This window comes from Variovorax multivorans (assembly GCF_051216835.1).
Lineage (GTDB): Bacteria > Pseudomonadota > Gammaproteobacteria > Burkholderiales > Burkholderiaceae_C > Variovorax.
Genome location: NZ_JBPJZL010000002.1, coordinates 98,805 through 124,453, shown reverse-complemented (window position 1 = coordinate 124,453; position 25,649 = coordinate 98,805). Strand labels below are relative to the sequence as shown.

Annotated in this window: 23 protein-coding genes; 5 read left to right on the top strand and 18 right to left on the bottom strand. The window is 67.9% G+C overall.

Annotated features, from left to right (window positions below):
• Positions 1–121 precede the first annotated feature (121 nt).
• Positions 122–1,012: a ZIP family metal transporter gene (locus ACSFCA_RS04135; protein ID WP_435458727.1), complete on the top strand. Its 891-nt coding sequence runs from the start codon at positions 122–124 to the stop codon at positions 1,010–1,012.
• Positions 1,013–1,141: 129 nt separating this feature from the next.
• On the top strand, positions 1,142–1,354 hold the full coding sequence (locus ACSFCA_RS04130; RefSeq protein ID WP_093049911.1) for a hypothetical protein: 213 nt from the start codon (positions 1,142–1,144) through the stop codon (positions 1,352–1,354).
• A 15-nt stretch (positions 1,355–1,369) separates the two neighbouring features.
• Here ACSFCA_RS04130 and ACSFCA_RS04125 read toward each other — a convergent pair whose 3' ends face one another.
• Genes ACSFCA_RS04125 through ACSFCA_RS04090 form a run of 8 tightly spaced genes read right to left on the bottom strand, consistent with a single transcriptional unit; the run spans position 1,370 to position 11,030 of the window.
• Positions 1,370–2,827, bottom strand: coding sequence for an N-acyl-D-amino-acid deacylase family protein (locus ACSFCA_RS04125; protein ID WP_435458726.1), 1,458 nt, complete (start codon positions 2,825–2,827; stop codon positions 1,370–1,372).
• 22 nt (positions 2,828–2,849) lie between these two features.
• On the bottom strand, positions 2,850–3,839 hold the full coding sequence (locus ACSFCA_RS04120) for an ABC transporter ATP-binding protein (RefSeq protein ID WP_435458725.1): 990 nt from the start codon (positions 3,837–3,839) through the stop codon (positions 2,850–2,852).
• The gene (locus tag ACSFCA_RS04115; RefSeq protein WP_435458724.1) at positions 3,836–4,867 is read right to left on the bottom strand and encodes an ABC transporter ATP-binding protein; all 1,032 of its coding nucleotides are present in this window, start codon (positions 4,865–4,867) and stop codon (positions 3,836–3,838) included. The genes ACSFCA_RS04120 and ACSFCA_RS04115 overlap by 4 nt, the downstream gene beginning before the upstream one ends.
• Positions 4,868–4,877: 10 nt before the next feature.
• Positions 4,878–5,780 carry an ABC transporter permease gene (locus ACSFCA_RS04110; RefSeq protein ID WP_435458723.1) on the bottom strand — a complete coding sequence of 301 codons (903 nt, stop codon included), beginning with the start codon at positions 5,778–5,780 and terminating at the stop codon, positions 4,878–4,880.
• 19 nt (positions 5,781–5,799) lie between these two features.
• A complete protein-coding gene (locus ACSFCA_RS04105; protein ID WP_093049926.1) occupies positions 5,800–6,735 on the bottom strand; it encodes an ABC transporter permease in 936 nt (311 codons plus the stop codon).
• Between the two features lie 27 nt (positions 6,736–6,762).
• Positions 6,763–8,334 (bottom strand): ABC transporter substrate-binding protein, encoded by a 1,572-nt coding sequence (locus ACSFCA_RS04100; RefSeq protein WP_435458722.1) that lies wholly within the window; start codon positions 8,332–8,334, stop codon positions 6,763–6,765.
• Positions 8,335–8,374: 40 nt separating this feature from the next.
• Positions 8,375–9,826 (bottom strand): M81 family metallopeptidase, encoded by a 1,452-nt coding sequence (locus ACSFCA_RS04095; protein WP_435458721.1) that lies wholly within the window; start codon positions 9,824–9,826, stop codon positions 8,375–8,377.
• A gap of 46 nt (positions 9,827–9,872) precedes the next feature.
• Positions 9,873–11,030, bottom strand: a complete 1,158-nt coding sequence (locus ACSFCA_RS04090) for an NAD(P)/FAD-dependent oxidoreductase (protein ID WP_435458720.1) — start codon at positions 11,028–11,030, stop codon at positions 9,873–9,875.
• Between the two features lie 203 nt (positions 11,031–11,233).
• Here ACSFCA_RS04090 and ACSFCA_RS04085 point away from each other — a divergent pair, with 203 nt between their 5' ends.
• A complete protein-coding gene (locus ACSFCA_RS04085) occupies positions 11,234–11,968 on the top strand; it encodes a helix-turn-helix domain-containing protein (protein WP_435458719.1) in 735 nt (244 codons plus the stop codon).
• Between the two features lie 3 nt (positions 11,969–11,971).
• On the opposite strand, the gene ACSFCA_RS04080 is transcribed toward ACSFCA_RS04085, so the two are convergent.
• Genes ACSFCA_RS04080 through ACSFCA_RS04060 form a run of 5 tightly spaced genes read right to left on the bottom strand, consistent with a single transcriptional unit; the run spans position 11,972 to position 17,051 of the window.
• Positions 11,972–13,162: a DUF5624 domain-containing protein gene (locus tag ACSFCA_RS04080; RefSeq protein WP_435458718.1), complete on the bottom strand. Its 1,191-nt coding sequence runs from the start codon at positions 13,160–13,162 to the stop codon at positions 11,972–11,974.
• 14 nt (positions 13,163–13,176) lie between these two features.
• Positions 13,177–14,253, bottom strand: coding sequence for a hypothetical protein (locus tag ACSFCA_RS04075; RefSeq protein WP_435458717.1), 1,077 nt, complete (start codon positions 14,251–14,253; stop codon positions 13,177–13,179).
• 31 nt (positions 14,254–14,284) lie between these two features.
• On the bottom strand, positions 14,285–15,178 hold the full coding sequence (locus ACSFCA_RS04070) for an amidohydrolase family protein (RefSeq protein WP_435458716.1): 894 nt from the start codon (positions 15,176–15,178) through the stop codon (positions 14,285–14,287).
• A gap of 42 nt (positions 15,179–15,220) precedes the next feature.
• A complete protein-coding gene (locus ACSFCA_RS04065) occupies positions 15,221–16,222 on the bottom strand; it encodes a Bug family tripartite tricarboxylate transporter substrate binding protein (RefSeq protein ID WP_435458715.1) in 1,002 nt (333 codons plus the stop codon).
• On the bottom strand, positions 16,206–17,051 hold the full coding sequence (locus ACSFCA_RS04060; RefSeq protein ID WP_435458714.1) for an HpcH/HpaI aldolase family protein: 846 nt from the start codon (positions 17,049–17,051) through the stop codon (positions 16,206–16,208). Before ACSFCA_RS04060 ends, ACSFCA_RS04065 begins: the two co-directional genes overlap by 17 nt.
• Positions 17,052–17,162: 111 nt before the next feature.
• On the opposite strand from ACSFCA_RS04060, the gene ACSFCA_RS04055 reads away from it, so the two are divergent.
• The gene (locus ACSFCA_RS04055) at positions 17,163–18,071 is read left to right on the top strand and encodes a LysR substrate-binding domain-containing protein (RefSeq protein ID WP_435458713.1); all 909 of its coding nucleotides are present in this window, start codon (positions 17,163–17,165) and stop codon (positions 18,069–18,071) included.
• A 10-nt stretch (positions 18,072–18,081) separates the two neighbouring features.
• On the opposite strand, the gene ACSFCA_RS04050 is transcribed toward ACSFCA_RS04055, so the two are convergent.
• Positions 18,082–19,320, bottom strand: coding sequence for an MFS transporter (locus ACSFCA_RS04050; RefSeq protein WP_435458712.1), 1,239 nt, complete (start codon positions 19,318–19,320; stop codon positions 18,082–18,084).
• Between the two features lie 234 nt (positions 19,321–19,554).
• Here ACSFCA_RS04050 and ACSFCA_RS04045 point away from each other — a divergent pair, with 234 nt between their 5' ends.
• Complete coding sequence (locus tag ACSFCA_RS04045; protein ID WP_258350560.1) at positions 19,555–20,823, top strand: M20/M25/M40 family metallo-hydrolase; 1,269 nt, start codon at positions 19,555–19,557, stop codon at positions 20,821–20,823.
• A gap of 27 nt (positions 20,824–20,850) precedes the next feature.
• On the opposite strand, the gene ACSFCA_RS04040 is transcribed toward ACSFCA_RS04045, so the two are convergent.
• From ACSFCA_RS04040 to ACSFCA_RS04025, 4 genes are all read right to left on the bottom strand, one after another.
• The gene (locus ACSFCA_RS04040) at positions 20,851–22,836 is read right to left on the bottom strand and encodes a DUF3300 domain-containing protein (RefSeq protein ID WP_435458711.1); all 1,986 of its coding nucleotides are present in this window, start codon (positions 22,834–22,836) and stop codon (positions 20,851–20,853) included.
• A 149-nt stretch (positions 22,837–22,985) separates the two neighbouring features.
• The gene (locus tag ACSFCA_RS04035) at positions 22,986–23,624 is read right to left on the bottom strand and encodes a DUF3299 domain-containing protein (RefSeq protein WP_258350558.1); all 639 of its coding nucleotides are present in this window, start codon (positions 23,622–23,624) and stop codon (positions 22,986–22,988) included.
• A 15-nt stretch (positions 23,625–23,639) separates the two neighbouring features.
• The gene (locus ACSFCA_RS04030) at positions 23,640–24,902 is read right to left on the bottom strand and encodes an ABC transporter permease (RefSeq protein WP_093049958.1); all 1,263 of its coding nucleotides are present in this window, start codon (positions 24,900–24,902) and stop codon (positions 23,640–23,642) included.
• Positions 24,899–25,645 (bottom strand): ABC transporter ATP-binding protein, encoded by a 747-nt coding sequence (locus tag ACSFCA_RS04025; protein WP_258350556.1) that lies wholly within the window; start codon positions 25,643–25,645, stop codon positions 24,899–24,901. The genes ACSFCA_RS04030 and ACSFCA_RS04025 overlap by 4 nt, the downstream gene beginning before the upstream one ends.
• Positions 25,646–25,649: the final 4 nt, after the last annotated feature.

Sequence of the window (25,649 nt, the reverse complement as noted above, 5' to 3'; positions counted from 1 at the left end):
AGACGGCGCCCTGTAGCCACCCCCGCCGAAGGCCGTCGAATGACGGCCTTTTCTCTTTTTATGAACGGACAACGGCCTTGTTGAAACAGTTTCAGCGGCCGCTCCTCTTGCGCAAGCAGCTATGAATTTGATAGTCATCATCGCGGCGACCCTGGTTGCCGGTATCGGAAGCGTCTGGCTCGCGGCCCTCCTGCTGAAGGTAGGCGTGCGCAGCGGTTCGGGCGGCGTGAACCCGCAACATCTGCTGAGCCTGGCGGCCGGCGCGCTGCTTGCCACCGCATTCATGCACCTGCTGCCCGAGGCGTTCGAGAGCCGCATCGAACCGGCGATGCTGTTCGCGGTGCTGCTGTTCGGGCTGGTGTTCTTCTTCCTGCTCGACAAGGCTGAGCTGTGGCACCACGGGCACGAACATCACCATGGCGAAGGGAAGGACGGGCACGAGGGGCACGACCACGATCACGGGCACTCGCATGGCTACGCGCACGACCATGGCCCCCGTACCGGCGGCTGGGCCGTGCTCACCGGCGACAGCGTGCACTGCTTCGGCGACGGCATCCTGATCGCCTCGGCCTTCACCGCCGACCTGCGCCTGGGCCTGGTCGCCGCCATCGCGGTGCTGGCGCACGAAATTCCGCACCACATCGGCGACCTCGTCGTGCTGCGCCAGAGCTCCGCCAACCAGCGCGCGGCGCTGGTGAAGGTGTCGCTCGCCGGCACCATGACCGCACTGGGCGGCATCGCGGGCTGGTGGCTGGTCGACCAGCTGCACAGCTGGCTGCCGTACTTCCTGGTGCTGGCCGGCAGCAGTTTTGTCTACGTGGCGCTGGCCGACCTGATTCCGCAGCTGCAGAAGCGCCTTCCAGCGCGCCAGACCGCCGCGCAGATCCTTTGGCTGGCCGCGGGCATCGTGCTGGTCACGCTCGTGAGCCGGCTGGCGCACGGCGAGCATGGGCACGACCACGGCCACGACGACCCGGGCCACGGGGAGCACGGCCACGTGCACAAGGACTGACGGTCGGTCAGCCGGTTAGCGAATCCCGCGGGAAACTTTCCGACACCGACGCTGCGCGCCGGATGAACCGGAACGGCCGAAACAGGCGCACCATAGGGGGCCTGTCAGAAATCAGCCGAGGAACCGATCATGAACACCATCGACGCCACCGCGCGATCCGCCTCGCCCGCCGAAGACGATGAGGACGACACGCCCGCCGATGACTTCGAGGAGCAGGACAGCGACGTGTCCGACGACCTGTCGGAGGAAACGGGCATCGATCTCACCGATGCGAGCGAACTCGATGCCGACAACGTGCCGGCAGACGAAGAATTCGACCGCGTGATGAACGCTCCAGACTGAGCCTGCTCAAGCCATTCAGGCAGTCTCGCGCCGCGTGATCACCTGCCCGTTGCGCACCCCGCAGTGCGCCCCGTCGCGCCAGGTCACGGCGCCATTCACGATCACCGCATCGATGCCTTCGGCCGGCTGCATCGGCGTTTCGTAGTTCGCGGTGTCGCGCACCGTCGCGGCGTTGAAGATCACCACGTCGGCGTGGTGGCCCGGCTTCAGAGTGCCGCGCTCGTGCAGGCCGAAGTTGCGCGCCGTGAGCCCCGTCATCTTCCACACCGCCGTTTCCAAAGGGAACAGGCCGATGTCGCGGCTGTAGTGCCCCAGCACGCGCGGGAAGGTGCCCCATAGGCGCGGATGCGGCTTCTCGCCCAGCGGAATGCCGTCCGAGCCGATCATGGTCTCGTCGAACGCGAGGATGCGCTGCACGTCGTCCTCGTCCATCATGAAATAGATCGCGCTGCCGGGCTGCAGCCGCCTGGCCGCCTCTTCGCCCGACACGCGCCATTCGGCGGCGATGTCCTTCAGGTCGCGGCCCGCGCATTCGGGGTGCGGCACGCTCGAGGCGATGAGCACGCGGCCTTCCATCATTCCGCGATCGGTGCGGATCATGGTGGAGCCGGCCGTGTAGGGGTAGCAGTCGAGCCCGATGCACTGGTGCTGCATCGCTTCCTTGATGAAGGGCAGCGTGACCTTCGTCTTGCCGAAGTTCTGCGTGTTCTGCACCTTGTGGTGCGACACCACCACCGGAATGTCGAGCGCGCGGCCGATGTGGAAGGTTTCTTCCAGCGACTCCATCACGCGGTCGCTCTCGTCGCGCATGTGGGTCACGTACAGCGCCTTGCGCGAGCTGAGCGGACGGCCGACTTCGATGATCTCCTCGGTCGTCGCCTTCACCGCCGGCGGATAGAAGGTGCCGGTCGACAGGCCGATGGCGCCAGCCTGCATCGCCTCTTCGACCAGCGCCTGCATGGCTGCGATCTCGGTGTCGTTCGCGGGCCGGTCGAGGTCGGCCATGACCACGGCGCGCAAGGTCGAATGGCCCACCATCGCCGCCACGTTCACCGACGAGGGCGTGGCGCGCAGCGCATCGAGGTACGCCGCGAAGGTGGTGAAGCGGCCTTCCGCCGGCGAGTCGAGCAGGCTCAGCGGCATCGGCAGGTCCATGTCGGCGCGCAGCGGCGCGGCGCTGATGCCGCAGTTGCCCGCCACCACCGTGGTCACGCCCTGCGACACCTTGAACGGCATCTGCGCCTGCGACAGCACCGCCTGGTCGTCGTGCGTGTGCGAGTCGATGAAGCCTGGCGCGACGATACGGCCGGTGGCGTCGAGCGTCTGCTCGGCCGTGTGGCCGGCGAGCTTGCCGATGGCGGCGATGCGGCCGTTCACAATGCCGACGTCGGCATCGAAGCGCGGCGCCTTGGTGCCATCGATGACGGTGCCGCCGCGGATCAGCAGGTCGTAGTGGGGAAGTTTTTCGGACACGGAAAGATCCTTTCTTTCTTCTTCAGCGGAAATGGCAGGCAACCCAGTGGCTGCCGTTCGCGGACGACGGTCGCTCGGTCAGCTCGGGCGTCTTCTCCTTGCACACAGCCTGCGCCATCGGGCAACGCGTGTGGAAGCGGCAACCCGAAGGCGGGTTGGCGGGGCTCGGCGGATCGCCCTGCAGCAGCATGCGGCGCGCAGGTGTGCGCGGGTTGGGCACGGGCACGGCCGACAGAAGAATCTCGGTGTACGGATGCAGCGGCGAAGAGAACAGCGTGTCGCGGTCTGCGATCTCCACGATGTGTCCCAGGTACATCACGGCCACGCGATGGCTGATGTGCCGCACCACCGCAAGGTCGTGCGCCACGAAGAGATACGCGATGCCGAACTCGGCCTGCAGGTCCATCAGCAGGTTGACCACCTGCGCCTGCACCGACACGTCGAGTGCCGACACCGGTTCGTCGCACACGATCAGCTTCGGGTTCAGCGCCAGTGCCCGCGCAATGCCCAGCCGTTGCCGCTGTCCGCCCGAGAACTCGTGCGGAAACCTCTTCGCCGCCTCGGGCCGCAGCCCAACGCGCGAGAACAGCCACTGCACGCGCTCGCGCCGCTCGGCCGCCGCGCCCATGCTGAAGTTGCGCAGAGGCTCGGCCACGATGTCACCAGCCGTCAGGCGCGGATTCAGCGAGGCATACGGGTCCTGAAAAATAATCTGCAGCTGCCGCCGGCGCATGCGCATGTCCTCGGCGGACAGCGTCAGCAGCTCTTCGCCCTCGAGCTGCACCGAGCCCGAGGTCGGCTCGACCAGTCGCATGACCGACTTGGCCGTGGTCGTCTTGCCGCAGCCCGATTCGCCGACCAGCGACAGCGTTTCGCCGCGCGCAACGGAGAACGACACGCCATCAACCGCCTGGATCGAAGGCCTGGCCGGCCGCAGCCAGCGCTTGGGCGAGATGTAGTGCTTGCGCAGGTTGCGCACCTGCAGCAGTGGCGTTGCAGCGGTCGTCGTCATGCGGCCATCTCCTCGGTACCTGCCCAGTGTTCTTCGACTGCAAAGCACGCCACCACATGGTCGCCGCCTTGCTGCACGAGCTGCGGCGTCTCGGCGCGGCAGCGTTCGCGCGCTTGGCTGCAGCGCGCCGCAAAGGCGCAGCCGCGCCCCAGTTCGTGCGCGGCCGGCACCAGCCCCGGAATCTCGGTGAGCCGCGTGCTCGCGGTGTTCATCGCGGGCATCGAGGCCATCAGTGCGCGCGTGTAGGGGTGCAGCGGGCGGTCGAACAGGTCGATCACGTCTGCCTCTTCCACCTTCTTGCCGGCATACATCACGACCACGCGGTCGCAGCTTTCTGCCACCACGCCCAGGTCGTGCGTGATCATCACCACGCCCATGCCCAGCTCCTTCTGCAGGCGCTTGATGAGGTCGAGGATCTGCGCCTGGATCGTCACGTCGAGCGCCGTCGTCGGCTCGTCGGCGATCAGCACTTCGGGGTTGCAGGCCAGGGCCAGCGCGATCATCACGCGCTGGCGCATGCCGCCCGAGAGCTGGTGCGGGTACTCGTTCACGCGCCGCTCAGGCTCGGGGATCTGCACCACGCGCAGCATCTCGACCGCGCGCTTCATCGCATCGGCGCGGCTGGCCTTCTGGTGCAGCTGCACCGTCTCGGCGATCTGCCGGCCCACGGTGAGCACCGGGTTCAGCGATGTCATTGGCTCCTGGAAGATCATCGAGATGCGGTTGCCGCGAATCTGCCGCATTTCGCGTTCGCTGAGCTGCATCAGGTCGGTGCCGCGCAGCCGCACCGCGCCCATGTGGCGCCCGGGCGGCGTGGGCACCAGCCGCAGGATCGACAGCGCCGTCACGCTCTTGCCGCAGCCCGATTCGCCGACCACGCCGAGCGTGCGGCCTGCACGCACCGTGTACGAAACCCCGTCGACCGAACGCACCACGCCCGCCAGCGTGTGGAAGTGCGTGCGCAGGTTGTCGACTTCGAGCAGTGGCTCGCCGGGGGCGAGGGCGGTGTGGGACATGGTGAGCGTCATGACATGTCCTTCACAGTTGCCGCGCCAGGCGCGGGTCGAGCGCATCGCGCAGGCCGTCGCCGAGCAGGTTGATCGCCAGCACCGTCGCCGCCAGCAGCAGCCCCGGGTACAGGATGATGTGGAACGCCACCGTCACGAAGTTGCGGCCCTCGGCCATCATGTTGCCCCAGCTGGGCGTCTGCGAAGGCACGCCTACGCCGAGGAACGATAGCGCGGCTTCGGTCAGCACGGCGGCCGCCGCCACGAAGGTGGCCTGCACCACCAACGGCGCCACGATGTTCGGCAGCACGTGGCGCACCAGGATCACCGGCAGCCGCGTGCCCACCGCATGTGCTGCCTCCACGAACAGCTGCTCGCGTAACGTGAGCGCGAGCGATCGCACCAGCCGCACCACGCGCGGGATCTCGGGCACCGTGATGGCGATGATCACTGTCGCGAGGCTGGCACGCGTCACCGCCATGAGCGCGATGGCCAGCAGGATGCCGGGAATGGCCATGAGCCCGTCCATCACCCGCATGATCGGCCCGTCCGCCCAGCGCACGAAGCCCGACACCAACCCGAGCGCAATGCCGAAGCAGGTGGCCAGCACCGCGACCGCGGCGCCCACGATCATCGACACGCGCCCGCCCCACACGGCGCGGCTGAACACGTCGCGGCCCAGCGCATCGGTGCCGAACCAGTGCTCGCCGGAGGGCGGCTGCATGCGCGCGAGCGGGTCGATGTCTTGCGGATCGTGCGTGGCGATCCACGGCGCGGCAATGGAGAGAATGGCCACCGCGATCAGCAGCAGCGCGCCGATGATCAGCGTCGGGTGCTTGCGCACCCAGCGCCAGCGCGGCGGCACGAAGGGGGCTTCGTCGTCGGCCGCGGCGTCGGGTGTCTGGATGGTGTTCAAGGGAAGGACCGTGGACATTGCGTGGGGTTCTTCTTCATCAGTACTGGATGCGCGGGTCGAACAGGCGGTAGCTCAGGTCGATCAACAGGTTGATCAGCACGTACACCCCCGCCGAGAGCAGCAGCACGCTCTGGATCACCGGATAGTCGTGCCGCTGCACCGAATCGATCACGAGCCGGCCCACGCCCGGAATGGCGAACACCGTTTCGGTGACGACCACGCCGCCGATCAGCAGCGCGATGCCCGCGCCGACAGTGGTGGCGATGGGAATGGCCGCGTTGCGCAGCGCATGCCCCAGCACCGGCAGCACGCCCAGGCCCTTGGCGCGCGCGGTGCGGATGTAGTCCTCGTGCAGCACTTCGAGCACGGTGGCGCGCGTCATGCGCGTTACCAGCGCGATGTACACCAGCGCGAGGTTCACGCAGGGCAGCACCAGCGAACGCAGCCATTCGCCCGGGCCCTCGGCAAAGTGCACATAGCCCTGCACCGGAAACCACGGCAGCTGGACCGCGAAGCTGTACACCAGCAGGTAGCCCACCAGGAACACCGGTACCGAGAACGCCAGCACCGCGAACAGCATCACCAGCCGGTCGATCCAGCTGCCAGCGCGATGCGCCGCGAGCGTGCCCAGGGGCACCGACACCACCAGCGTGATGAGCATGGTCAGCGCCGCGATCGACACCGTCGGCTCCAGCCGCTGCCCCAGCAGTTGCGCCACCGGCATCTGCGTGAAGATCGAGGTGCCGAGGTCGCCGGTGAACAGTTTGCCGACCCACAGCGCGAACTGCTGCCACAGAGGCAGGTTCAGGCCGAGCGCGGCGCGCAGCTTCTCGATGTCCTCGGTGGTGGCGAGGTCGCCCGCGATGAGCGCGGCCGGGTCGCCCGGCGACAGGTGGATCAGCAGGAACACCACCACGGCCACCACTGCCATGACCGGGAGCGTCGAGAGAAAGCGTCGAACGATGTAGCCCATGGCGATGTCTTTTGCTGGTGCTTCGTCTTACTTGTCGAGCACCCAGACCGTCGGCAGGCCGGCCCAGAGTTTGTCCAGCCCCTTGAGGCTGGCGCGCGCGGCGAACGCGGCCGAGTACTGGCCCGCGTTGATGTACGGCACGGCTTCGTAGGCGCGGCGCTGGAAGGCGTCGAGCAGCTCCTTGCGCTTGGCCGGCACGGTCTCTTTCAGCCATGCGGTGCGCAGCTCGTCGAGCGGTTTGTCGCAGGGCCAGCCGGGCAGCGTGTTGCCGCACGCCGCGCCCAGGTAGGCGTTGGCGATGGGCGAGTTGGCGTCGAATTCGCCGGCCACGGTGACGTACATGTTCCAGCCACCGGCGTCGGCCGCGTCGCGCTTGGCACGGCGCGCGCCGATGGAAGCCCAGTCCATGCTCTGCGCGTCGACGTTCAGGCCGATGCTCTTCATGGTCTGCGCGGCCATCAGCGCCTCGGCGTTGAGGTAGGGTACGTCGCTGGGCACCATCAGCACCACCTTCTCGCCCTTGTAGCCGGAGGCCGCGAGCAACTGCTTGGCCTTGGCCACGTCGGCCTTGCGGTAGGGGTCGGCACCGGCGGCCGTGTCGTTGGGGCTGCCGCAGATGAAGTAGGTGGCGCAGTAGGCCATGCGCATGTCCAGCGGGAAGCCCATGGCCGCCACGAAGCGTTCCTGGCTCACTGCCTGCAGCAGCGCCTGGCGCACCTTCGGGTTGTCGAAGGGCGGGTGCAGCTGGTTCATCACCAGGAAGCCCTGGTAGGTGCCGAAGGCGCCGATCTTCACGCCGGTGTCTGTGCGCAGCGGCGCGATGTAGTCGGGCGGCAGCTGTTCGATGAGGTCGACCTCGCCGCGCTTCAGAGCGGCCACCGCGCTGTTGGCGTCGGGCAGGTAGAGCCATTCGACGCGATCGAAGCTGCTCTTCTTGCTGCCCGACAGGCCGCTCGGCGGCTCGCTGCGCGCCACGTAGTTGGGGTTGCGCACGAACACCGTCTTGTTGCCCGGCACCCACTCGTCGCGCTTGAAGATGAAGGGGCCGGAGCCCAGCACCTCGGTCAGCGGCGCGGTGGCCGGCATCTTGGCCAGCCGCTCGGGCAGGATCACCGGCGGAAAGCCCGAGGGCTTGGCCAGCGCCTCGAGCACCATGCCGAAGGGCTCGTTGAGCGTGAGCGTGAAGCTGCGCGCATCGGTTGCCTTCCACTCGGCACCGCTCGCCGCCATCGCGCGGCCCAGGCTGTCGCGTGCGGCCCAGCGCTGCAGCGAGGCGATGGCGTCGGCCGAGGTGACGGCGCTACCGTCGGAGAACTTGAGGCCCGGGCGCAGCGTGAAGCTCCACTGCTTGCCGTCTTTCGAGGTCGTGTACTTGTCGACCATCTGCGGCTGGGGCTTGCCGCTCGCATCCTGCGCGAACAGCGTGTCGTAGACCATGTAGCCGAAGTTGCGCGAGATGTACGCCGTGGTGAAGGTCGGGTCGAGGATCTTCAGGTCGGCGTGCGCCACCACCTTCAGCGTCTTGGGAGGCGGCGTCTGGGCGAACGCCGGAAGGGAAAGCACCAGGGCAGCGAGGGCGGCAAGCGTTCGTCGTTTCATCGTCGGTTCTCCGGTCGGGGGCGAAGGAAAGGAAAAGAGGTCAGGCGGCGACGCCGATCGGCCACTTGGGCAGGCGGGCCTTGCGGTACGGCAGCGTGTTCAGGTCGAGCGTCACGGCGCCCGGTGCGCCCGCGTAGATGACGTGCTTCGCCACCTTGGAGTACGAGGCATAGAAGTGCTGCGACGACTTCACGACGATGATCTTCTTCGCGGCGAGGTCGCAGCCCAGCTGCGTGAACAGGTCGGTGCCCATCGCCTGGTTGCGCAGCGTGATCAGCACGATCTCGATGCCGTTCGCCTCGATCAGCGCGCTGTCGCCCATCAGCGTGGGCGTGCCGGCTAGGCCCGTCATCACCAGGTCATGCTTCAGCGCCTTCACGGTGCATTCCAGATCCAGCGGATCGCCAGAGAGCGGACTGATCTTGCCGCCGATGCGCATCTGCAGCCTGGCGCCCACGCCTGCGTCGAATGCGATGCGCACCGCGATCGGGTCCCACAGCGGGCCCAGCGCCGCGTTGGTGATGCCGCGCTCGACCATGCGGCGCAGGATGAAGGTGGAGTCGCTTGCCGCGCCGCCGCCGGGGTTGTCCGCACCATCGGACAGCACCACCGGGCCGCCGTCGAAGGCCAACGCCTCGTCGAGCGATGCATCGATGCTCGGGTAGTTGACCGTGAGGCCGTCGCGCATGGCGATGACTTCGTCGGCGAGCTGGCGCGCAAGAGCGTCGGCCTGGGCCTGGTTGCCATCTGTGTAGACCAACACCTTGGTGCCCATCTCGGGCACGTCGCCCCAAGAGAAGCCATGCGTGAGCGAGACCGACAGCACGCCGTTCTTGCCCTCGAGCGACTGCATGCGCTCGACGAAGCCGCGCGCCGGCTGGCGCGAGGTATGGACCGTGACGATCATGTCGCAGTCGACCACCGCAGCCACCGGCTTGACCTTGCCTTCGACCATGGCGGCGCAGAGGTCCACCAGCTCCAGCCCGCGTTCGAGTACGTCGGTGTGCGGGTACTCCTTGAACGAGATCATCAGGTCGGAGTTCTGCACCATCGCGGGCGTGAGGTGGTTGTGCGGGTCGAGCTCCGCGCCGATCACCACGCCAGGCCCGACGATCTGTCGCACGCGCGCCAGCAGGTCACCTTCGCAGTCGTCGTAGCCGTCGGCCACCATCGCGCCGTGCAGGCCGAGCAGCACCATGTCGACTGGCAGTACAGCACGCAGATCGTTCAGCAGTTCGTCGCGCAGCGTTTCGTAGGCGTGGCGCGTGGTGGTGCCGCTGGGCTGCGCGCCGGCCACCATGCCTTCGAAGAGCGTCCAGTCCTTGTCGGCGCCGCGCATGCGCGCGGCCCACAGCGGGCCCGAGAACAGAGTCATCGCTTCGGGGTGCTTGCCGGCGGGGAAGTAGCCACGGTCCTTGAAGGAGGCGAGGCCGGTCGGCATCGGGCCGAAGGTGTTGGTTTCGGTGGCGAGGGAGGCACTGAAGACGCGCATGGTGATGTCTCTTGGAGTGGGTTGTTTTTTTGTCGTGCGTCCGCGCTCAGGCCATGGCCGTGCGCAGCCGCTGCGGGCCCAGCATCTCGGCCGTGAGCCCGAAGGAGGCGATGCGCTCCGGCAGCGGCAGTCCGCGTGCCAGCGCGGCGCAGGCCTCACCCATGGCCGCCGATGTCTGAATGCCGTAGCCGCCTTGCGCCGCCACCCAGAAGAAGCCGGGCACGCCGGGCTCGAAGCCGCCCACCAGGTCGCCGTCGGCCACGAAGGAGCGCAGGCCGGCCCAGGTGCGCGTGGGCCGGCGAATGGCGAGCGTGGTCGCTTCCTCGATGCGGTGCATGGCGATGGCGATGTCCATCTCTTCGGGCTGTATGTCCTGCGGCTCGACCGGATCGGCATTGGCCGGCGAGCCGAGCAGCATGCCAGCGTCGGGCTTGATGTACCAGCCCTCGTCGGCACCGAACACCATGGGCCAGTGCGCGACGCTCTGGCCTTCGGGCGGCGCGAAGATGAAGGCCGAGCGCCGGCGCGGCTCGATGCCCAGCTGCGGCACGCCCGCCATGCGCGCGACGGTGTCGACCCATGCGCCCGCCGCGTTGAGCACCACGGGCGCCTCGTACACGGCGCCGCCGGCCTCCACGCGCCAGCGCTCGCCCACGCGCTCGATGGCCGTCACGCCGGCATCGCACACCAGCTTGCCGCCAGCGCGCCGCATGCCGCGCAGGTAGCCCTGGTGGATGGCGTGCACGTCCATGTCGGACGCATCGGGTTCGTACACCGCGCCCATCACTTGCTCGGGGCGCAGCGCCGGCACCATCTCGCGGGCCTGCTCGCCGCTCAGGCGCGAGGCGCCGGTGTCCATGGCGCGCAGCACCTCCCAGTGGGCTTCGAGCTCGGCCATGTGCTCGGCACCCGCGACCATCATCGCGCCGCGCGGCGTGAGCAGCGGGTGCTCCGAGAAGCCTTCGGGCGGATGTTCGAGGAAGGCGCGGCTCGCCATGGTGAGGGCGCGCACCTGCGGAGTGCCGTAGCTTTCCATGAAGAGGGCGGCGGAGCGGCCGGTGGAGTGGTAGCCCGGCTGCGACTCGCGTTCGAGAAGGATCACGCTGGCATGCGGTGCGAGCCAATGGGCCACCGAAGCCCCGGCGATGCCGCCGCCGATCACGAGGAAATCTGCCACGACGGGCGTTGGAGTGCTGGAAGTCATCGGCAAAAAGTGTAGGTAGAAATTTGCGGATACGCAAATTGATTTGGTGGCACCAAGGGGAAACCATGGTGCACCGCTTCGGTGAAATTTGCGTCAACGCAATTTGCGTATACGCAACTTCCGCGCCTGCGTCACGCGGGTTGGCATGGATGGCGCACCGCCCGGCTGGCAGAATCCACTTGCATCACAAGAGAAAGCCAAGCGTGAATCCACACACAGGGACCAGGACGGCGACAAAGCCGAAGGACGAGCCGCCCACGCTGGACCGCACCACTTTCGGTCATCGCCTGCGCAGCGCGCGCAAGCGTTTCGGCTGGACGCTGGCACAGCTGGCCGAGCGCTCGGGCGTGTCGATCACCACCATCTCGCGCGCCGAGCGCGGCCAGTTGGCGTTGGGTTATGAAAACTTCACCGCGCTGGGCCGCGCGCTCGAGATGGACATGAACGCGATGTTCGCGGGTGCCGGCGTCAAGCCCGCGCAGCTCGACGGGCCGGTGGTCACGCGCGCGGGCAAGGGCGTGGTGTACCGGGGGCTGTCGATTGCCTACGAGTTCCTCGGCACCACGGCGGCGGGCAAGCAGATGAGCCCCATCGTGGGCACGGTGCATGCGCGGCGCATCCACGGACCGGAAGACTTCGTGCGCCATGCGGGCGAAGAGTTCGCCTATGTGCTGTCAGGCGAGATCGAGGTGCACTTCGACAACGGCGAAGTGCTGCACATGGCGCGCGGCGACTCGCTGTACTTCGACAGCCGCCTCGGCCATGCGTACATCAGCGTGAGCCGCCAGCTCGCGCGGATCGTGGGCATGACCATCGGCGAGAGCCGGCACATGCAGTCCGCGCGTGAGGGCGAGGCGCGCAAGGCGCCGGCGCCGGCCAAGCCCGCGGCACCCAAGACCGTGAAGGCCAAGGCGCCAACAAGCGGAAAGGGCGCCTAGCCCTCAGGAGAAATACGCGGGATAGTCCGTGCCGTCGAGGCCCGGCACCACCGCCTTCAGCGGATCGTTGCCATTGCCCTGCAGCTGATCCGCCGCGTAGTCGGTAACGCACCCTGCCAGCAGCTGCCGCGGGTCTTCGAGGATCACGCGCATGCGGGTGTTGAGCGCATGCCAGTCCTCCGGTCCACCGATGGCGGGCATCTCGCTGACTTCGGTGGTGTCGGGCTGCAGCACCGGCCGGCCGCCACGCCCGGGGGCGAAGCGCGGATAGCCCTCGTACATCATCGGCCCCAGGTCGCTCATGGCCCGTGTCGCCCACCAGAGCTTGCGCATCGGCGCCTCGTGGGCAGACACGGCCGCCAGGTCGACGGGGTAGGTGAAGGTGGGCGCCGGTGCATGCGGTGCGATGTACACGCGCTCCAGCGGCAGTGCATGGTGCGACGAGGCGAGGATCATCGAGCACACGGCGTTGGTGCTCCAGGTGACGCCCGCGGTGGGGCGGCCCTGCCTGCCCACGATCAGCACCATGGCGTTCGCCCAGTCGATGCGGTGGCGCTCGAACCACGCGATCACGCGGTGTCCGGTGTCGAGGCCGACGAGGAAGAAGGTGGCGATCATCACCTTGTTCATCGGCACGCTTGCGCCGACGGCATCGCCCGTGGCTTCGAGGTAGTGCGTGCGCAGGTCGGCGGCAGTGAGGGTTTCGGGGTGGGCGAGGGCGCGTGCGATGTAGCGCTCTGTGACTTCGCAGGCGTAGTGCACCATGTTCGCGATGGCCGTCTCGCGGCCCCGGTAGGCGGGCACCGCGATGTCGTCGCGCCAGAGCGCCACGCTGTTCGCTTCACGCGCGGCCACGGTGGCGGCCAGCAGGCGTTCGGTTTCGCTGCGCCACAGCGTGCCTTCGGGGTCGAGTTCGCGCAGCCGCACCAGCGAGGCCAGTGCGGGGCCAAGGTGCGATACCGCCGCCAGCTCCTTGAAGCCGCGCGTCGTGAGCCGGTAGCCCTCGACCTCCGGCGGCCTGCCCCTGCCGGGGAACAGGATGAAGTCGGCCGCTGTGGCAACGATCAGCGCCGCGTCGGGCGCGGCCTCGGCGGTGGCGTGCGTCATCTTCGCGCCGATGCTGTCGGCGCTCGCGGTGTAGGTCTCGAAGAGGCGCAGGAACTCGGGGCTCTGGAAGTTGGGGTTTGCCGTCATGGTGTGGCTCCTGTCTATGCGCCGAGCCGGTACACCTTGCTCGGCGTGCGAAAGCGGATGTCGGCGCCGAGGCTGTTGGTCACCACCAGGTAGGCGTGGCCGTTGTCTTCGAAGGCGCAGGCATCGGTGGCGCCGGAGGTCGGAAACTCCCGCTGCGGCGCCAGCTTGCCGTCGGCGAAGCGGTAGCCAACCGAGGTCAGCGAAGTGATGGGCGCCTCGCGGCTGCCGAGCAGGAAGTTGATCTGCACCAGCTCGCCGCCCTGCGCATCTTCGCGCCAGACAAACTCGCGCCCGCCGGGGCCGCTCAGCGTCTGGTGCGCGACGAAGCCGGTGCCGTTCCAGCGCAGCAGCACGGTGTCGTCGTGCAGGCAGGCAAAGGCCAGCCAGGCTTCGCCCTGTGCCTCGAAGAACTGGAAGGCGCGGCCGGTCTTGCCGTCGAGCAGCTGGAAGTCTTCGAAGCGCGTGCCGCTCCACAGCATGACGCGCGAGCGCGCGACATGGTCGGCATAAGCCAGGAAGCGCTGCCCGCCAATCTCGAAGAACGCGAAGTTGTAGCCCCAGGTCGAGTCGATGACCTGGAATTCGGCGAAGCGCTCGCCGTTCCATTCGTAGATGGCCGACTTCGACGGATTCCGGGCTTCGGTGCCTTCCATTGCCACGCCTTGCGCGAGCGCGAGGAAGTGCCGTTCGCCGATGGCGAAGTGCGTCCATTGCTTGGCTGCGAAAGTGGGCACGCGCTGGAACTCGGTGAACGCGCCGTCCTTCAGTTCGAAGATGACCGAGTCGACGTTGAGCTCGTACGGGCCGGCGCCCGACTTCAGGCTGGCGGTGGCCAGGAAGGCGCGGCCGCCGATCTCGAAGAACTCCGCGTCCTCGCCCCCCGGCACGGGCAGTCGCGCGTGCGGCACGAAGGCTTCGTCCTGCCAGCGGTAGACCAGCGCGTCGATGTCGCTGTTGCCCACGGTGATCATTGCGGGCTGCCCCGGCACGTCGACCGCGAGCTGCGGCACCACGAGGTAGCGCGTGCCGCCGTGAATGAAGGTCTCCGCCGCGCGCGCGCCGGAGGTGTCGAGGTCCTGGATGTTTTTCATCGCGGTCGTTCTTTCGTTCGGCATTCGCACCTTACTGCGGTATCGGCGCAAAGCCGAACAGCCGCGCCGGGTTGTCCACCAGGATGCGCTGGCGCGCCGGTGCGGCGGGCGCCCATGGCGCGAGCAGGTTCAGCAGCTCGCCGGTATCGCGTGCGCCGTCGGGAATGTGCGGCCAGTCGCTGCCCCAGATGGTGCGTTCTGGCAGAGCGTCGACGATGGCGTGCGCCAGCGGGCGCAGCTTTTCGAAGTTGCCGTCCTTGGCCACGCGGTAGGGGCCGGAGAGCTTCATCCAGCCGCGCCCGTCGGCCAGCACCCGCAGCAGGCGGTCGAAGTCCTGCCGCGTGAGGCCGTCGCTCTCGAGCATGTAGCCCATGTGGTCGATGACGAAGTCGGCGTCGATGTCGCCCAGGTACGGAATGAGGTCGCGCACCACCCAGCCCGGCGTGTAGAACTGCAGGTGCCAGCCCAGCGCCTTCGTCATGTGCACGCTGCGCTGGATGTACTGCACCAGCTCGGCGGTCGGCAGGCCCGAGCGCAGGAACAGGTCGAGCCGCAGCGCGCGCACGCCGCGGCGGTGCATGTCGTGCAGCGTGTCTTCGGTGACGCTGTCGGCCACCATGGCCACGCCGCGCGCACGCTCGCCTGCGATGTCCAGGGCGTCGAGCATGCAGCGGTTGTCCGTGCCGTAGAAGCTGGGCTGCACGATCACGTAGCGCGCCAGGCCCAGCGACTCGCACATGGCGTCGAGCTTGGTGAGCGGGCCGTCGGGCAGCGTGTAGTGCGGCTGGTCGACGTGCGGGTAGCGGTCTTCGCTTTCGAACACGTGCACGTGCGAGTCGCAGGCGCCGGCAGGCACGGTGAAGGAGGGGCGCGCCAGCGTTTCGGGTGTGCGCATGGGCGTGGAAGTGAGGATCTGGGAACTCATGATGTCGAAGGAAAAAGATGAGAGGAAAAAATCGATGAAGGCTCATTCGAGCGAGATGCCGCCAGCGGCAATCAGCCGGCGGTTGCGCTCGAGTTCGGCGGCGACGGTGCGGCGCATCGTCTCGGCGTCGGGCGTGACCGGCGCGAAGCCCTGTGCCTCGAGCGCCTTGAGCGTCTCGGGCCGGGCCAGCACCTCGCGCAGCGCCGCGGTGGTCCGTTGCCGCGCAGCCGCCGGCACACCGGCCGGCAGCACGATGCCGACCCATGAGCGGTAGGTGTAGTTGCGCAGCGCGTCGATGCCGGTCTCCGCGAAGCTCGGCACCGCGGGCAGCGCAGCCCAGCGGGTCGATGCGGTGGCGGCCAGCGCCAGCGCGCGGCCGTTTGCCACGAAGGGCACGATGGGCGAAGTGACGTAGGCCATCATGTCGACCTCGCCCGCGATCAACGCATTCATCGCCTGCGCCTCGCCCTTGTAGGGCACGTGCCGCGCCGTGATGCCGAGCGTGTGCAGCAGCTCCTCGCTCTGCAGGTGCAGGCTGGTGCCGACGCCGAAGGAGGCATACGTCAGCGCGCCGGGGTGTGCCTTCGCATAGGCCACGAGCCCCGGCATGTCGGTCACGGGCAGGTCGGCGCGCACCGCCAGCACGCCGTCGTTGAAGGCGACGATGCCGAGCGGATCGAAGTCCTTGAGCGGGTCATAGCCCGCCGCCTTGTCGACCACCGGATTGACCGATGCGATGGAAGGCGAGACCGCGATCAGCGTGTGACCGTCGCGCGCGGCCCGCAGCGCCGCCTGCATGCCGATCTTGCCGGCCGCTCCGCCCTTGTTCTCGACCACCACCGGCTCGCCCAGCACGGAAGACAGGCCCTGCGCCACGATGCGTGCGACGCGGTCGATGGGGCCACCCGGCGGCGTCGGCACGACGAGGGTCGTCGCTCCTTGTGCAACCTGGGCGAATGCCGAGCCTGGCAAGGCCAGCATGCCGAGCAGCAGTGCGAGCACGCCACCTGTGCGGCGCAGGGCTGCTTCAGCGCACGACCGCATCGCCGTTCTCCACGCCGACCGAACTCAACGCCTTCGCGACGCGCTCGTGCGCGGCGGCCAGCAGCATGTCGGTGTCGATGCCGGTCATGAGGAAAGGTGCCGCGCCGCGGTGCACCAGCTCGGCCGAGTAGGCTGCGTCGGCAATGCCGCCGATGGCGACCGGCTTGCCCACGCGCAGGCAGGCGGCCAGCGCCGTCTCGTGCGCGGCGCGCACCAGCGGGTGCTTGAAGTCGCCGGCCACGCCCAGCTCGGCGCTCAGGTCGTTGGTGCCGATGCCCACGATGTCGATGCCCGGCACCGCGGCGATGCGCTCGATGTTCTCGATGCCCAGCGGGCTTTCGATCAGCACCTTCAGCGCAGTGGCGCGGTTCATGGCGACGTTGAAATCCGCCGCAGCCATCTTGCGATAGCCCACGTGCGGCAGCGTGCCGATGGCCGAGCGATGGCCCAGCGGCGGAAAGCGGCAGGCAGCCACGAGGTCTTCGGCCTGCGCCACGGTTTCGATACGCGGCGCGATGATGCCGCCCGCGCCACCGTCGAGCAGCCGGCCGATCACGCCGTACTCGCGCTCGGGCACGCGCACGAAGGGCATGAGGCCGATGTCCATTGCAGCGGCGCAGATCTGCACGGCCGCGTCGATGGCGATGCTGCTGTGCTCCAGGTCCACCCAGATTGCGTGGTGGCCGCTGGCCTTGGCGATGCGTGCGATGTCGGGCGTGCGCGAGGCGCGGATGCCGAGCGCCGCCACCGGCAGGCGCTGGCGCAGTCGGCTCACGACGAGGTTGGTCGATGCGGCGTCGGCGGACGCCGTTGCGCTGTCTTGCACCATGCGGGTTCTTCCTTTGTCTCTGTGGTTGTAAAGGTGTGAAGGGATGCTAGAGAATGGGTGTCATATCCGGAAATACCGGATTCGGATTGCATTCGATACGCTGGAGATATCGTGGAACTTCGACACCTGCGCTACTTCGTCGCCGTGGCGGAAGAACTCAACTTCACCCGCGCCGCGGAACGCCTCTACATGGCACAGCCGCCGCTGAGCACGCAGATTCGCGGGCTCGAAGAAGAGCTGGGCGTGCAGCTCTTCGAGCGCGACAAGCGCCGCGTGTATCTCACGCAGGCCGGGCGGCACTTTCTCGACCGGGCGCGCACCATCCTTGCCTCGGTGCAGAACGCGAAGGACGAAGTGCAGAGCGCGGCGGCGGGCGAGGTCGGCAAGCTCAACGTGGGCTTCACTGCGTCGTCGATGCTCACGACGGCGCTGCCATCGGGCATTCGCCAGTACCGCGCGAGCTTTCCGGCGGTCGAGCTGCAGTTGCGGGAAATGGCGTCGATGCATCAGCTCGACGCCATCAATGCCCGCGAGCTCGACCTCGGCGTGCTGCGCAAGCCCAATGTGAGCATTCCGGTGGGCGTGACCATCGAGGAGTGGTACTCGGCGCCGCTGGTCGCGGCGATGCCGCAGCAGCACGTGCTCACGCGTGGCAAGGGCATCCACATCCGCGAACTGAAGGACGTGCCGCTGATCGTCTATCCGCGCGACGCGGGCATCGGCCTGTACTGGAAGGTGCAGGAGCTGTGCGCCAAGGCGGGCTTCCGCCCGGCGGTGATGCACGAGACGCGGGAGGCCTCGACCATGGTCGGGCTGGTGGCGGCGGGCTTCGGCGTGGCCATCGTGCCGGCCGACACGCAGTGCATCCAGCTCGAAGGGGTGCTGTACAGCCGCATCCTCGACAAGGACGCGGTGTCGAGCCTGTATCTGGGCTACCGCGATGCAGACGCCAATCCGCACCTCGACAGCCTGTTGCGGCTGTTGCGCGGCACGCAGGTCGCGTCGAGCCGCAAGCGCTGACAACGATCTGTCAGCCGCGCGGCTTGCGGTAAGCGATCCAGCCCAGGGCCGCCGCCGCCACGAAGGCCGGGATCGCGGCGAGCAAGAACAGCTGCCCCCACGGCAACTTCGCCCCCACCAGCAGCCCACCGACCAGCGGCCCCACGATGGAGCCGATGCGGCCGACCGACATCGACAGCCCCACGCCGGTCGCGCGCACGCTCGCCGGGTAGTAGTGCACGCACAGCGCGGGGATGTTCATCTGCCCGCCGATCACCAGCAGGCCGATGGCGAACACCAGGCAGAAGGCGGCGACCTCGCTGCCGACGATGTGGAAGCCGAAGAAGGGCACGAGCGCGGCGCCCAGCGCCAGGCACAGCGCCACCGGTCCGAAGGGGCTGCGCCGCGCCACCACGAAGGACATGGCGAAGGCGCCGGCCACGCCGCCCACGTTGAGCATCACACCGGCGAGCGCCGAGCGCTGCGGGCTCATGCCGTTCATGGCGAGCACGCTGGGCGTCCAGCTCAGCAGGAAGTAGCTGACCAGCAGGATCATGAAGGCGGCGGTGGCGATCAGCACCGTGCCGGGGCCGCGTCCTTCGGCGACGAGTTCGGCGAGCGGGCGCTTGGCATGGGCGGGGTTTGCGTCCGCTGCCGTGGTGCTCGTGCGCCCCGACTCGGATATTGCGAACACCAGCGGCAGCAGCGCCAGCGCGAGCGTGCCACCACCGATGAAGATGCCGCGCCAGCCCACCGACTGCATCAGCGCCGCCGTGATGGCGCCGCCGGCCACGGCCCCAATGGGAAAGCCCAGGAACATGCGCGAGACCGTCGCGCTGCGTTGATCCGGATGCGCATGCTCGGCCGCCAGTGCCGAAATGGTGGGAATCGCGCCGCCAAGGCCGATGCCAGAGAGAAAGCGCCACAGCATCAGCTGCTCCGGGCTGGCCGATGTCGCGCTCAGCAGGATGAAGCCGCCTGCCACCAGGATCGAAGCGAGCAGCAGCCGACGGCGGCCGAAGCGGTCGGCCGCCGCACCCACGCTGAGTGCGCCCACCACCGCGCCCGCGAAGCTCACGGCGAACACCTTGCCGAAGGCGCCGGGTGGCATGCCCCATTCCTTGGAGATGAGCGGTGCGACGAAGGACAGCATCAGCGTGTCGTAGCCGTCGATCAATGCGATCAGGAAGCAGACGACGATCGAGAAGCGGCTGGCGTAGGGGAGGGCGCGTGGCGGGCGGCTGGCCCCGGCGAGTGGAAGCGATGACATGTTTTTGTCTCCTGATGGATGCAGCTGCTCTTTGGCGCTGATGCGGCCGATGCTAGGAGCCGCCATGCATATCCACAAATACATTTTCCGGAATGCATTGCGGTAGCTTTTGCGTATGGAGCCCTGCGGCGGACCAGTCGGGCAAACCCTGTCGTTGCCGTGTCCCCGATTTGCTCGCACGGCACGAGCGCGTAGCTATGCTGTGTGCCGTCATTCACTCCCGAGAAAAACACCATGAGCTTGCGTTTGTCCTCCTTCCCGCTTCGTTCCATGGCCCTGGCCTGCAGCCTGGCGCTCGGTGTCGTCGCCGGTGCACACGCCGCGCCCGATGCGAAGCTGCTCGCCGCCGCCGAGAAGGCACAGCCCGCGGTGATCGACAACCTCAAGGAGATGGTGCTGATCGAATCGGGCAGCCTCAACGTCGATGGCCTGCTCAAGATGGCGGACGTGGTGGAAGGGCGCCTGAAGGCTGCCGGCTTCAAGACCGAGCGCCGCAAGGCCACTGCCGGCGCGGGCGCCGACCTCGTGATCGGCACCATCAAGGGCACGGGCAAGCGCAAGATCATGCTGCAGGGCCACATGGACACGGTGTACGCGCCGGGCATCCTGAGCAGCCAGCCCTACAAGGTCGATGGCAACCGCATCTACGGGCCCGGCATCGCCGACGACAAGGGAGGTCTGGCCGTGATGATGGCCTCGCTGAAGATCCTGGCCGATGCTGGCTGGCGCGACTACGACACGCTCACCGTGCTGATGAATCCCGATGAGGAAGTGGGCTCGGTCGGCTCCGGCGAGTTGATCGCCACGATGGCCGACCAGCACGACACGGTGCTGTCGTTCGAGCCGACGGCGGCGAAGTCGGTAGCCAAGGGCGAGTCGCTGCTGCTGGGCGCGGCCGGCATCGCGCAAGCCACAATGGAAGTGAAAGGCCGCGCGGCACACGCCGGCGCCGCGCCCGAACTGGGCCGCAACGCGCTGTACGAGCTGTCGTACCAGATGCTGCAGACCAAGGATCTCGCCAAGGACATCCCCGGCGTGACGCTCAACTGGACCGTGGCGCGCGCCACTGGCCCGATCAACCAGATCACCGAGAAGGCGCAGGCGCTGGGCGACATCCGCATCACGCAGCCCGGTGCCGAGAAGAAGCTCAACGAGGTGCTGCAGGCGAAGATCGCGGCCGGCAAGCTCATTCCCGATACCGAGACCACGGTGAAGGTGGAAGTGGGCCGCCCGGCCTTCATCGCGGGCGACAAGGGCCGCGCGCTGGCTGAGAAGGCGCAGGCCATCTACAAGGAAATCGACCGCGACCTCGCGCTGACGCCGATGACCGGCGGCGGCACCGACGCGGGCTATGCGGGTCGTTCGGGCAAGGCGACGGTGGTCGAGAGCTTTGGCCTCGCGGGCTTCGGCTACCACGCGCGCGACGAGTACATCGAAGTCGACTCGATCGTGCCGCGCCTTTATCTCGTCACGCGGCTGCTGACCGAGATCGGCAAGAACTGATAGACGGCGTCCGACGGCGCGGGCGCGCTACTGCTGTTGCTGTCCGGGCTCGCCGGGCCGGCCCGGCGGGCGCCGCGCCGCAGCCGCTGCTGCAGCGGCCGCGCGCTGTTGCTGCTGCTGGGCCTGCTGCTGTTGCTGTTGGCGCTGGATCTGTTGTTGTTGCTGCTGCGCCTGTTGCTGGGCGCGGGCCTGCTGTTGCTGCATCTGCTGCTGACGTTGCTGCTGCTGTTGTTGCATCGCCTGTTGCTGCTGTTGCGCGCGCGCGGCCTGCTGCTGTGCCTGTTGTTGCCCCTGTTGCTGGCGGCGTAGCTGCTCCTGCTGGGCTTGCTGCTGCTGCCGGGCCTGGTTCTGGGCCTGCTGCTGTTGTGCTTGTTGGCGCTGGACCTGTTGTTGCTGCTGCTGTGCCTGCTGTTGTGCGCGGGCCAGTTGTTGCGCCTGCTGTTGCTGCTGCATCTGCTGGCGGCGAGACTGTTCTTGCTGGGCCTGTTGCTGGTGCTGTTGTTGCTGGCGTTGCTGTTCCTGCACCGCCTGCTGCTGTTGGCGCTGCTGTTGCTGCGCCTGCTGTTGCGCCAGCTGTGCCTGTTGCACTGGCTGGCCTTGCTGGCGGTGCGCAGGGTCCTGTTGCTGCTGCTGGAGCCGGGCCTGGCGTGCCTGCTGCTGTTGCTCGCGCGCTTGCTGTTGTTGCTGTTGTGCCTGCAACTGCTGGGTCTGCTGCTGCGAACGTTGCTGGGCTTGTTGCTGCGCCTGCTGTTGATGCATCAGGGCTTGCTGCTGGCGGGCCTGTTGCTGCTGCTGTTGTTGCGCAAGCGCCGCTTGTTGTTGTTGTTGCTGGCGTTGCTGTTGTTGCTGCGCAAACAGTGCCTGCTGCTGTTGCTGCTGTTGTGCAGGGCCCGGGTTCACCGCGAAGTTGGGCGGCGCTCCTGGCGGCAACGCGCCGCGCGGCCCGCCATTGTTGTTGTAGACATTGCGCACGTTGTTGTTGACCACCGTGGTCGAGCGCGAGATGTAGGTGCTGTTGTTGTAGACCACGGCCGGCCGGGCGAAGGCCGGCTGCACCGCCGGCCCGCGATCGCGGTCACGCCCGCGCGGTGCGCCCCAGTTCATGTTCCACGAGTGCCAGCCCCAGTCGTGCCGCTCCAGCGCGGCGCCCACGATCACGCCGGCTCCGAACGCGAGCGCACCGGCAGCCGCCACCTGGCCGCCACTGTAGCCCCGCGACACCACCTCGACCGGCGGTGCATAGGCATAGCCGGGATAGATCGGCTGCGGCTCGCCGTAGATGACTTGCGGGTCATAGGCCGGCACGTACACCACGTCGGGCTGCACGGGCTCGATGGTGATGAACTGCGGCGGCGGCTCGATCATCGCTGGGCCTGCGTACACGGGCTGCATGTCCGGCGAGGGCGCGTAGTTCTGCGGCGGCGCGGCGCTGGCCACGCGCAGCTTGTCGTTGTTCTTGAGGCGGCCCGCCTTCGATGCACGCTGGCGCATGACCTGGATCGCGTTCATCACGTCGGCCGGGTCGTTGTAGTAGGCCTGCCCGAGTGCCTCGGTCCACGGGATGTTGCCGGCCATCTGGTCGATGACGGGGCGGAAGGCGGTGAGCGACTTCACGCTCGGGTCCCAGGGCTGCTGGTTGGCCGCGTCGGACAGCGGGCCTGCCTTGAGGTTGCGGTTCTGCGCAAGCCATTCGTGCGCGGCGGTGATCTGCTCGGGGTAGGTGGCACCGGCCAGGACCTGGGCCACCAGCTTGTCGGGGTAGAGCGCGATGGGTGCGACCATCTGGTAGAGCTGCTCGGCTGAGGGCGGCGTGTAGGCGGCCTGCACCGGGGCTGCCGCTGGGGCCGGTGTCTGCGGCACCGAGGGTGCGGGCATGGTGGTCGCCGGATCGGCGGCGGCAGTGGGTGCGGCAGCCGGCGTACTGGGGGTCTTGTCGCAGCCTGCGAGGACCAGAGCGCCGATGCACAGCGAGATCGTCAGCAGTCGCGGGGCGAGGGGGAGATTTGTTGTCATCTGGAGTTCCATGAGGACGCCTGCGTCGTGTCCGGAACTCTTTCAACGGTGCGCGGCAACAGGCGATGACAAAGCCTGCGCCGTGGATGCAACGGTCTGTGTCGGTGGTGCGCCGTCAAACCTGTCGGCGCAGAACCACACGGCAGGGGTTACTTGGCGCCGCCCGTGTACTTGGTGACGGTGGCGGCGCTCACGTGGTAGCCGCTCACGCCCATCATCGAGTCGTTGCGCAGGGTCTGCAGCTTGCCGGTGACCCACACGGTGTCCATGGCGCGGAACTTGGCACCCTTCTGCGGCACCACGTGCAGGATCTGGTTGGCGGGCGGCGGCGGCGTGTGGATGCAGGCGCCGAAGTAGGGCACCAGCAGGAACTCGGTGACTTCGCCCTTGGCCTCTTCGAGCGGCACGATGAAGCCCGGAATCTTGACTTCGGTGCCGTTCATCGCGGGGTTGGTCGGCGCGTTGTTCGACACCTCCTGCATCTTCATGAGCAGCTCGTTGGCGCGCGGGTCGCCATCGTCGAGCGCGCTCAGGTCCATGCCCTTGAACTCCTTGGCCGGGTCCCAGTCCTTGGGCACCAGTTCTTCCCAGGTGATCTGGCGTGGCTGGCCCGGCGTGGCCTTGGCGGCGGCAGGTGCCGCAGCCTTGCCACCCAATGGGTTGGTGGCGGTGGTGTCCTTGGGCGCGGGCTCGGCGGCCCAGGCGGCGGCTGCGAGACCGGCGCCTGCGACCATCATTGAAAGCCGGATGAAAGCTTTGCTCGTGAACGTCGTGTTTGCGATGGGCATGGCAATGGGCATGATTCAAATCCTCGGTGAGAGGCCGTCGGCAAGGGAGAGTCGGTAGGCGCGGATGCCAGGCAAGAGGCTTGCCAGCCATCCAGCGACCAGCAGGCTTGCCATGAGCAGCCATTCGTTCAGTGTAGGTTCTGAAAGGCTCAATGTCAGCCCGAACTGTGCCTGCAGCCATGGCGAGAGCAGGGCGATGCCGAGCACCGCCATCACCACGCCGAAGGCCACGCCCAGCACGGTGACCATCGCGCCTTCGAGTGCGAGCAGCGCCAGCACGTGGCGAAGGCCCGCGCCCACGGCGCGCAGCACGGCGAGTTCGCGGCGGCGTTCGTTGAGCCCGGCCATCACCACAGACACCAGCCCTGCGAGGCTCACCAGTGCGACGAGCGCCGACATCAGCAGCAGTGCGTTCTCGCCGATGCCGATCACGCTCCACAGTTCGTCGAGCGCCACGCCGGGCAGGATGGCCATGAGCGGCTCGCCGGTGTAGGTCGAGATCCAGCGCTGCACGCCGAACACGGCGGCGCGGTTCTTCAGGCCCACCAGCGCGGCCGTCACGTTCTTGGGTGTGAGGTCGAACTTGCGCACCTGCTCGGCCGGAATGTGCACGCCAGGCATCGGCGCGCCGCCCACCCATTCGAGGTGGATGGCTTCCATGGCGGCGAGGCCGATGTGTACCGTGCGATCGACCGGCGTGCCGGTGCGCGCGAGCACGCCGACCACGGTGAAGGGCTTGTCTGCATGCTCGGCCACGTTGAGCTCGCCGCTGCCGTGCGCGAGCGTGATCTTCTGGCCCACGTGGTAGCCGAGCTTGTCGGCCACTTCGGCGCCGACCACCGCGTCGAACAGTTCGCTGAAGGGCTTGCCCTCGCGCAGCTTCAGCGTCTGTTTGTCGCCGTAGCGGAAGTGCGTGAAGTAGTCGGTGGAGGTGGCCAGCACCGCGAAGCCGCGGTGCGAATCGCCGAGCGACAGCGGCACCACCCAGTCGACGCCAGGGTGCTCTGACAGCGCCTGCACGCTCTTCCACGAGATGTTGTTGGTGGCCGCGCCGATGCGGAATACCGAGTACAGCAGCAGCTGCGTGGAGCCGGTGCGCGCGCCCACGATCAGGTCGGTGCCCGAGACGGAGGATGCGAAGTTCTCGCGCAGCTCGGTGCGGATGCGTTCCACACCCAGAAGAAGAAAGGTCGACAGCGCGATCGAGAACACCGTCAGCGCGAGCGTGAAGCGGCGGTTCCAGGCGCTGCGCCAGGCAATCGAGAAAAGTGCCTTCATGCGTCCACCGCCATCGCGCTGCTCGCTGCGCGGTTGATCTCGGGCAGCAGCACGTGTCGCACAAAGCGCTGCGCGATGCGCTGGTCATGGCTCACGAATACGAGCGCGCTGTGGTTCTCGGCGCAGGCCGTCAACAGCACGTCGAGGAAGGCTTCGCGTCGGTCTTCGTCGAGTGCCGAAGTGGGCTCATCGGCAATCACCACTTCGGGCTGGCCGATGAGAGCGCGCGCCGCGGCCACGCGCTGCTGCTGGCCGACGGACAACTGCAGGGCCTGGCGTTTCCACAGATTGCGGTCGAGCCCCATCTGGTGGAGCAGGTGCTCGGCTTCGTCGCGCGAGCTGCCGTTGCGCGCGGCATTGGCCTCGCGCCGCTGCGAGAAGCGGCAGGGCAGCAGCACGTTGTCGATCACGCTCAGGTACGGCAGCAGGTTGAACTGCTGGAAGATGTAGCCCACGTGCGCCACGCGACTGCGGTCGCGCGCGGCGCCCGAGAGCTTGGACCAGTCGTGCCCCAGCAGCGTGACGCGGCCTTCGTTGGCCACCAGCACGCCGGCCAGCAGAGACAGCAGTGTGCTCTTGCCACAGCCGCTCGGGCCATGCAGGAACACCGATTCGCCTGCGGTGATACGAAAGGCTTCGATGTCGATGCACGGCGTTTTCACGCCGGGCCATGCGAAGCGCAGCGCTTCGGCGGCGAGCACGACGCGCAAGGGCGAAGACTCTGCCTCGGGATGGGTACTCACAGTG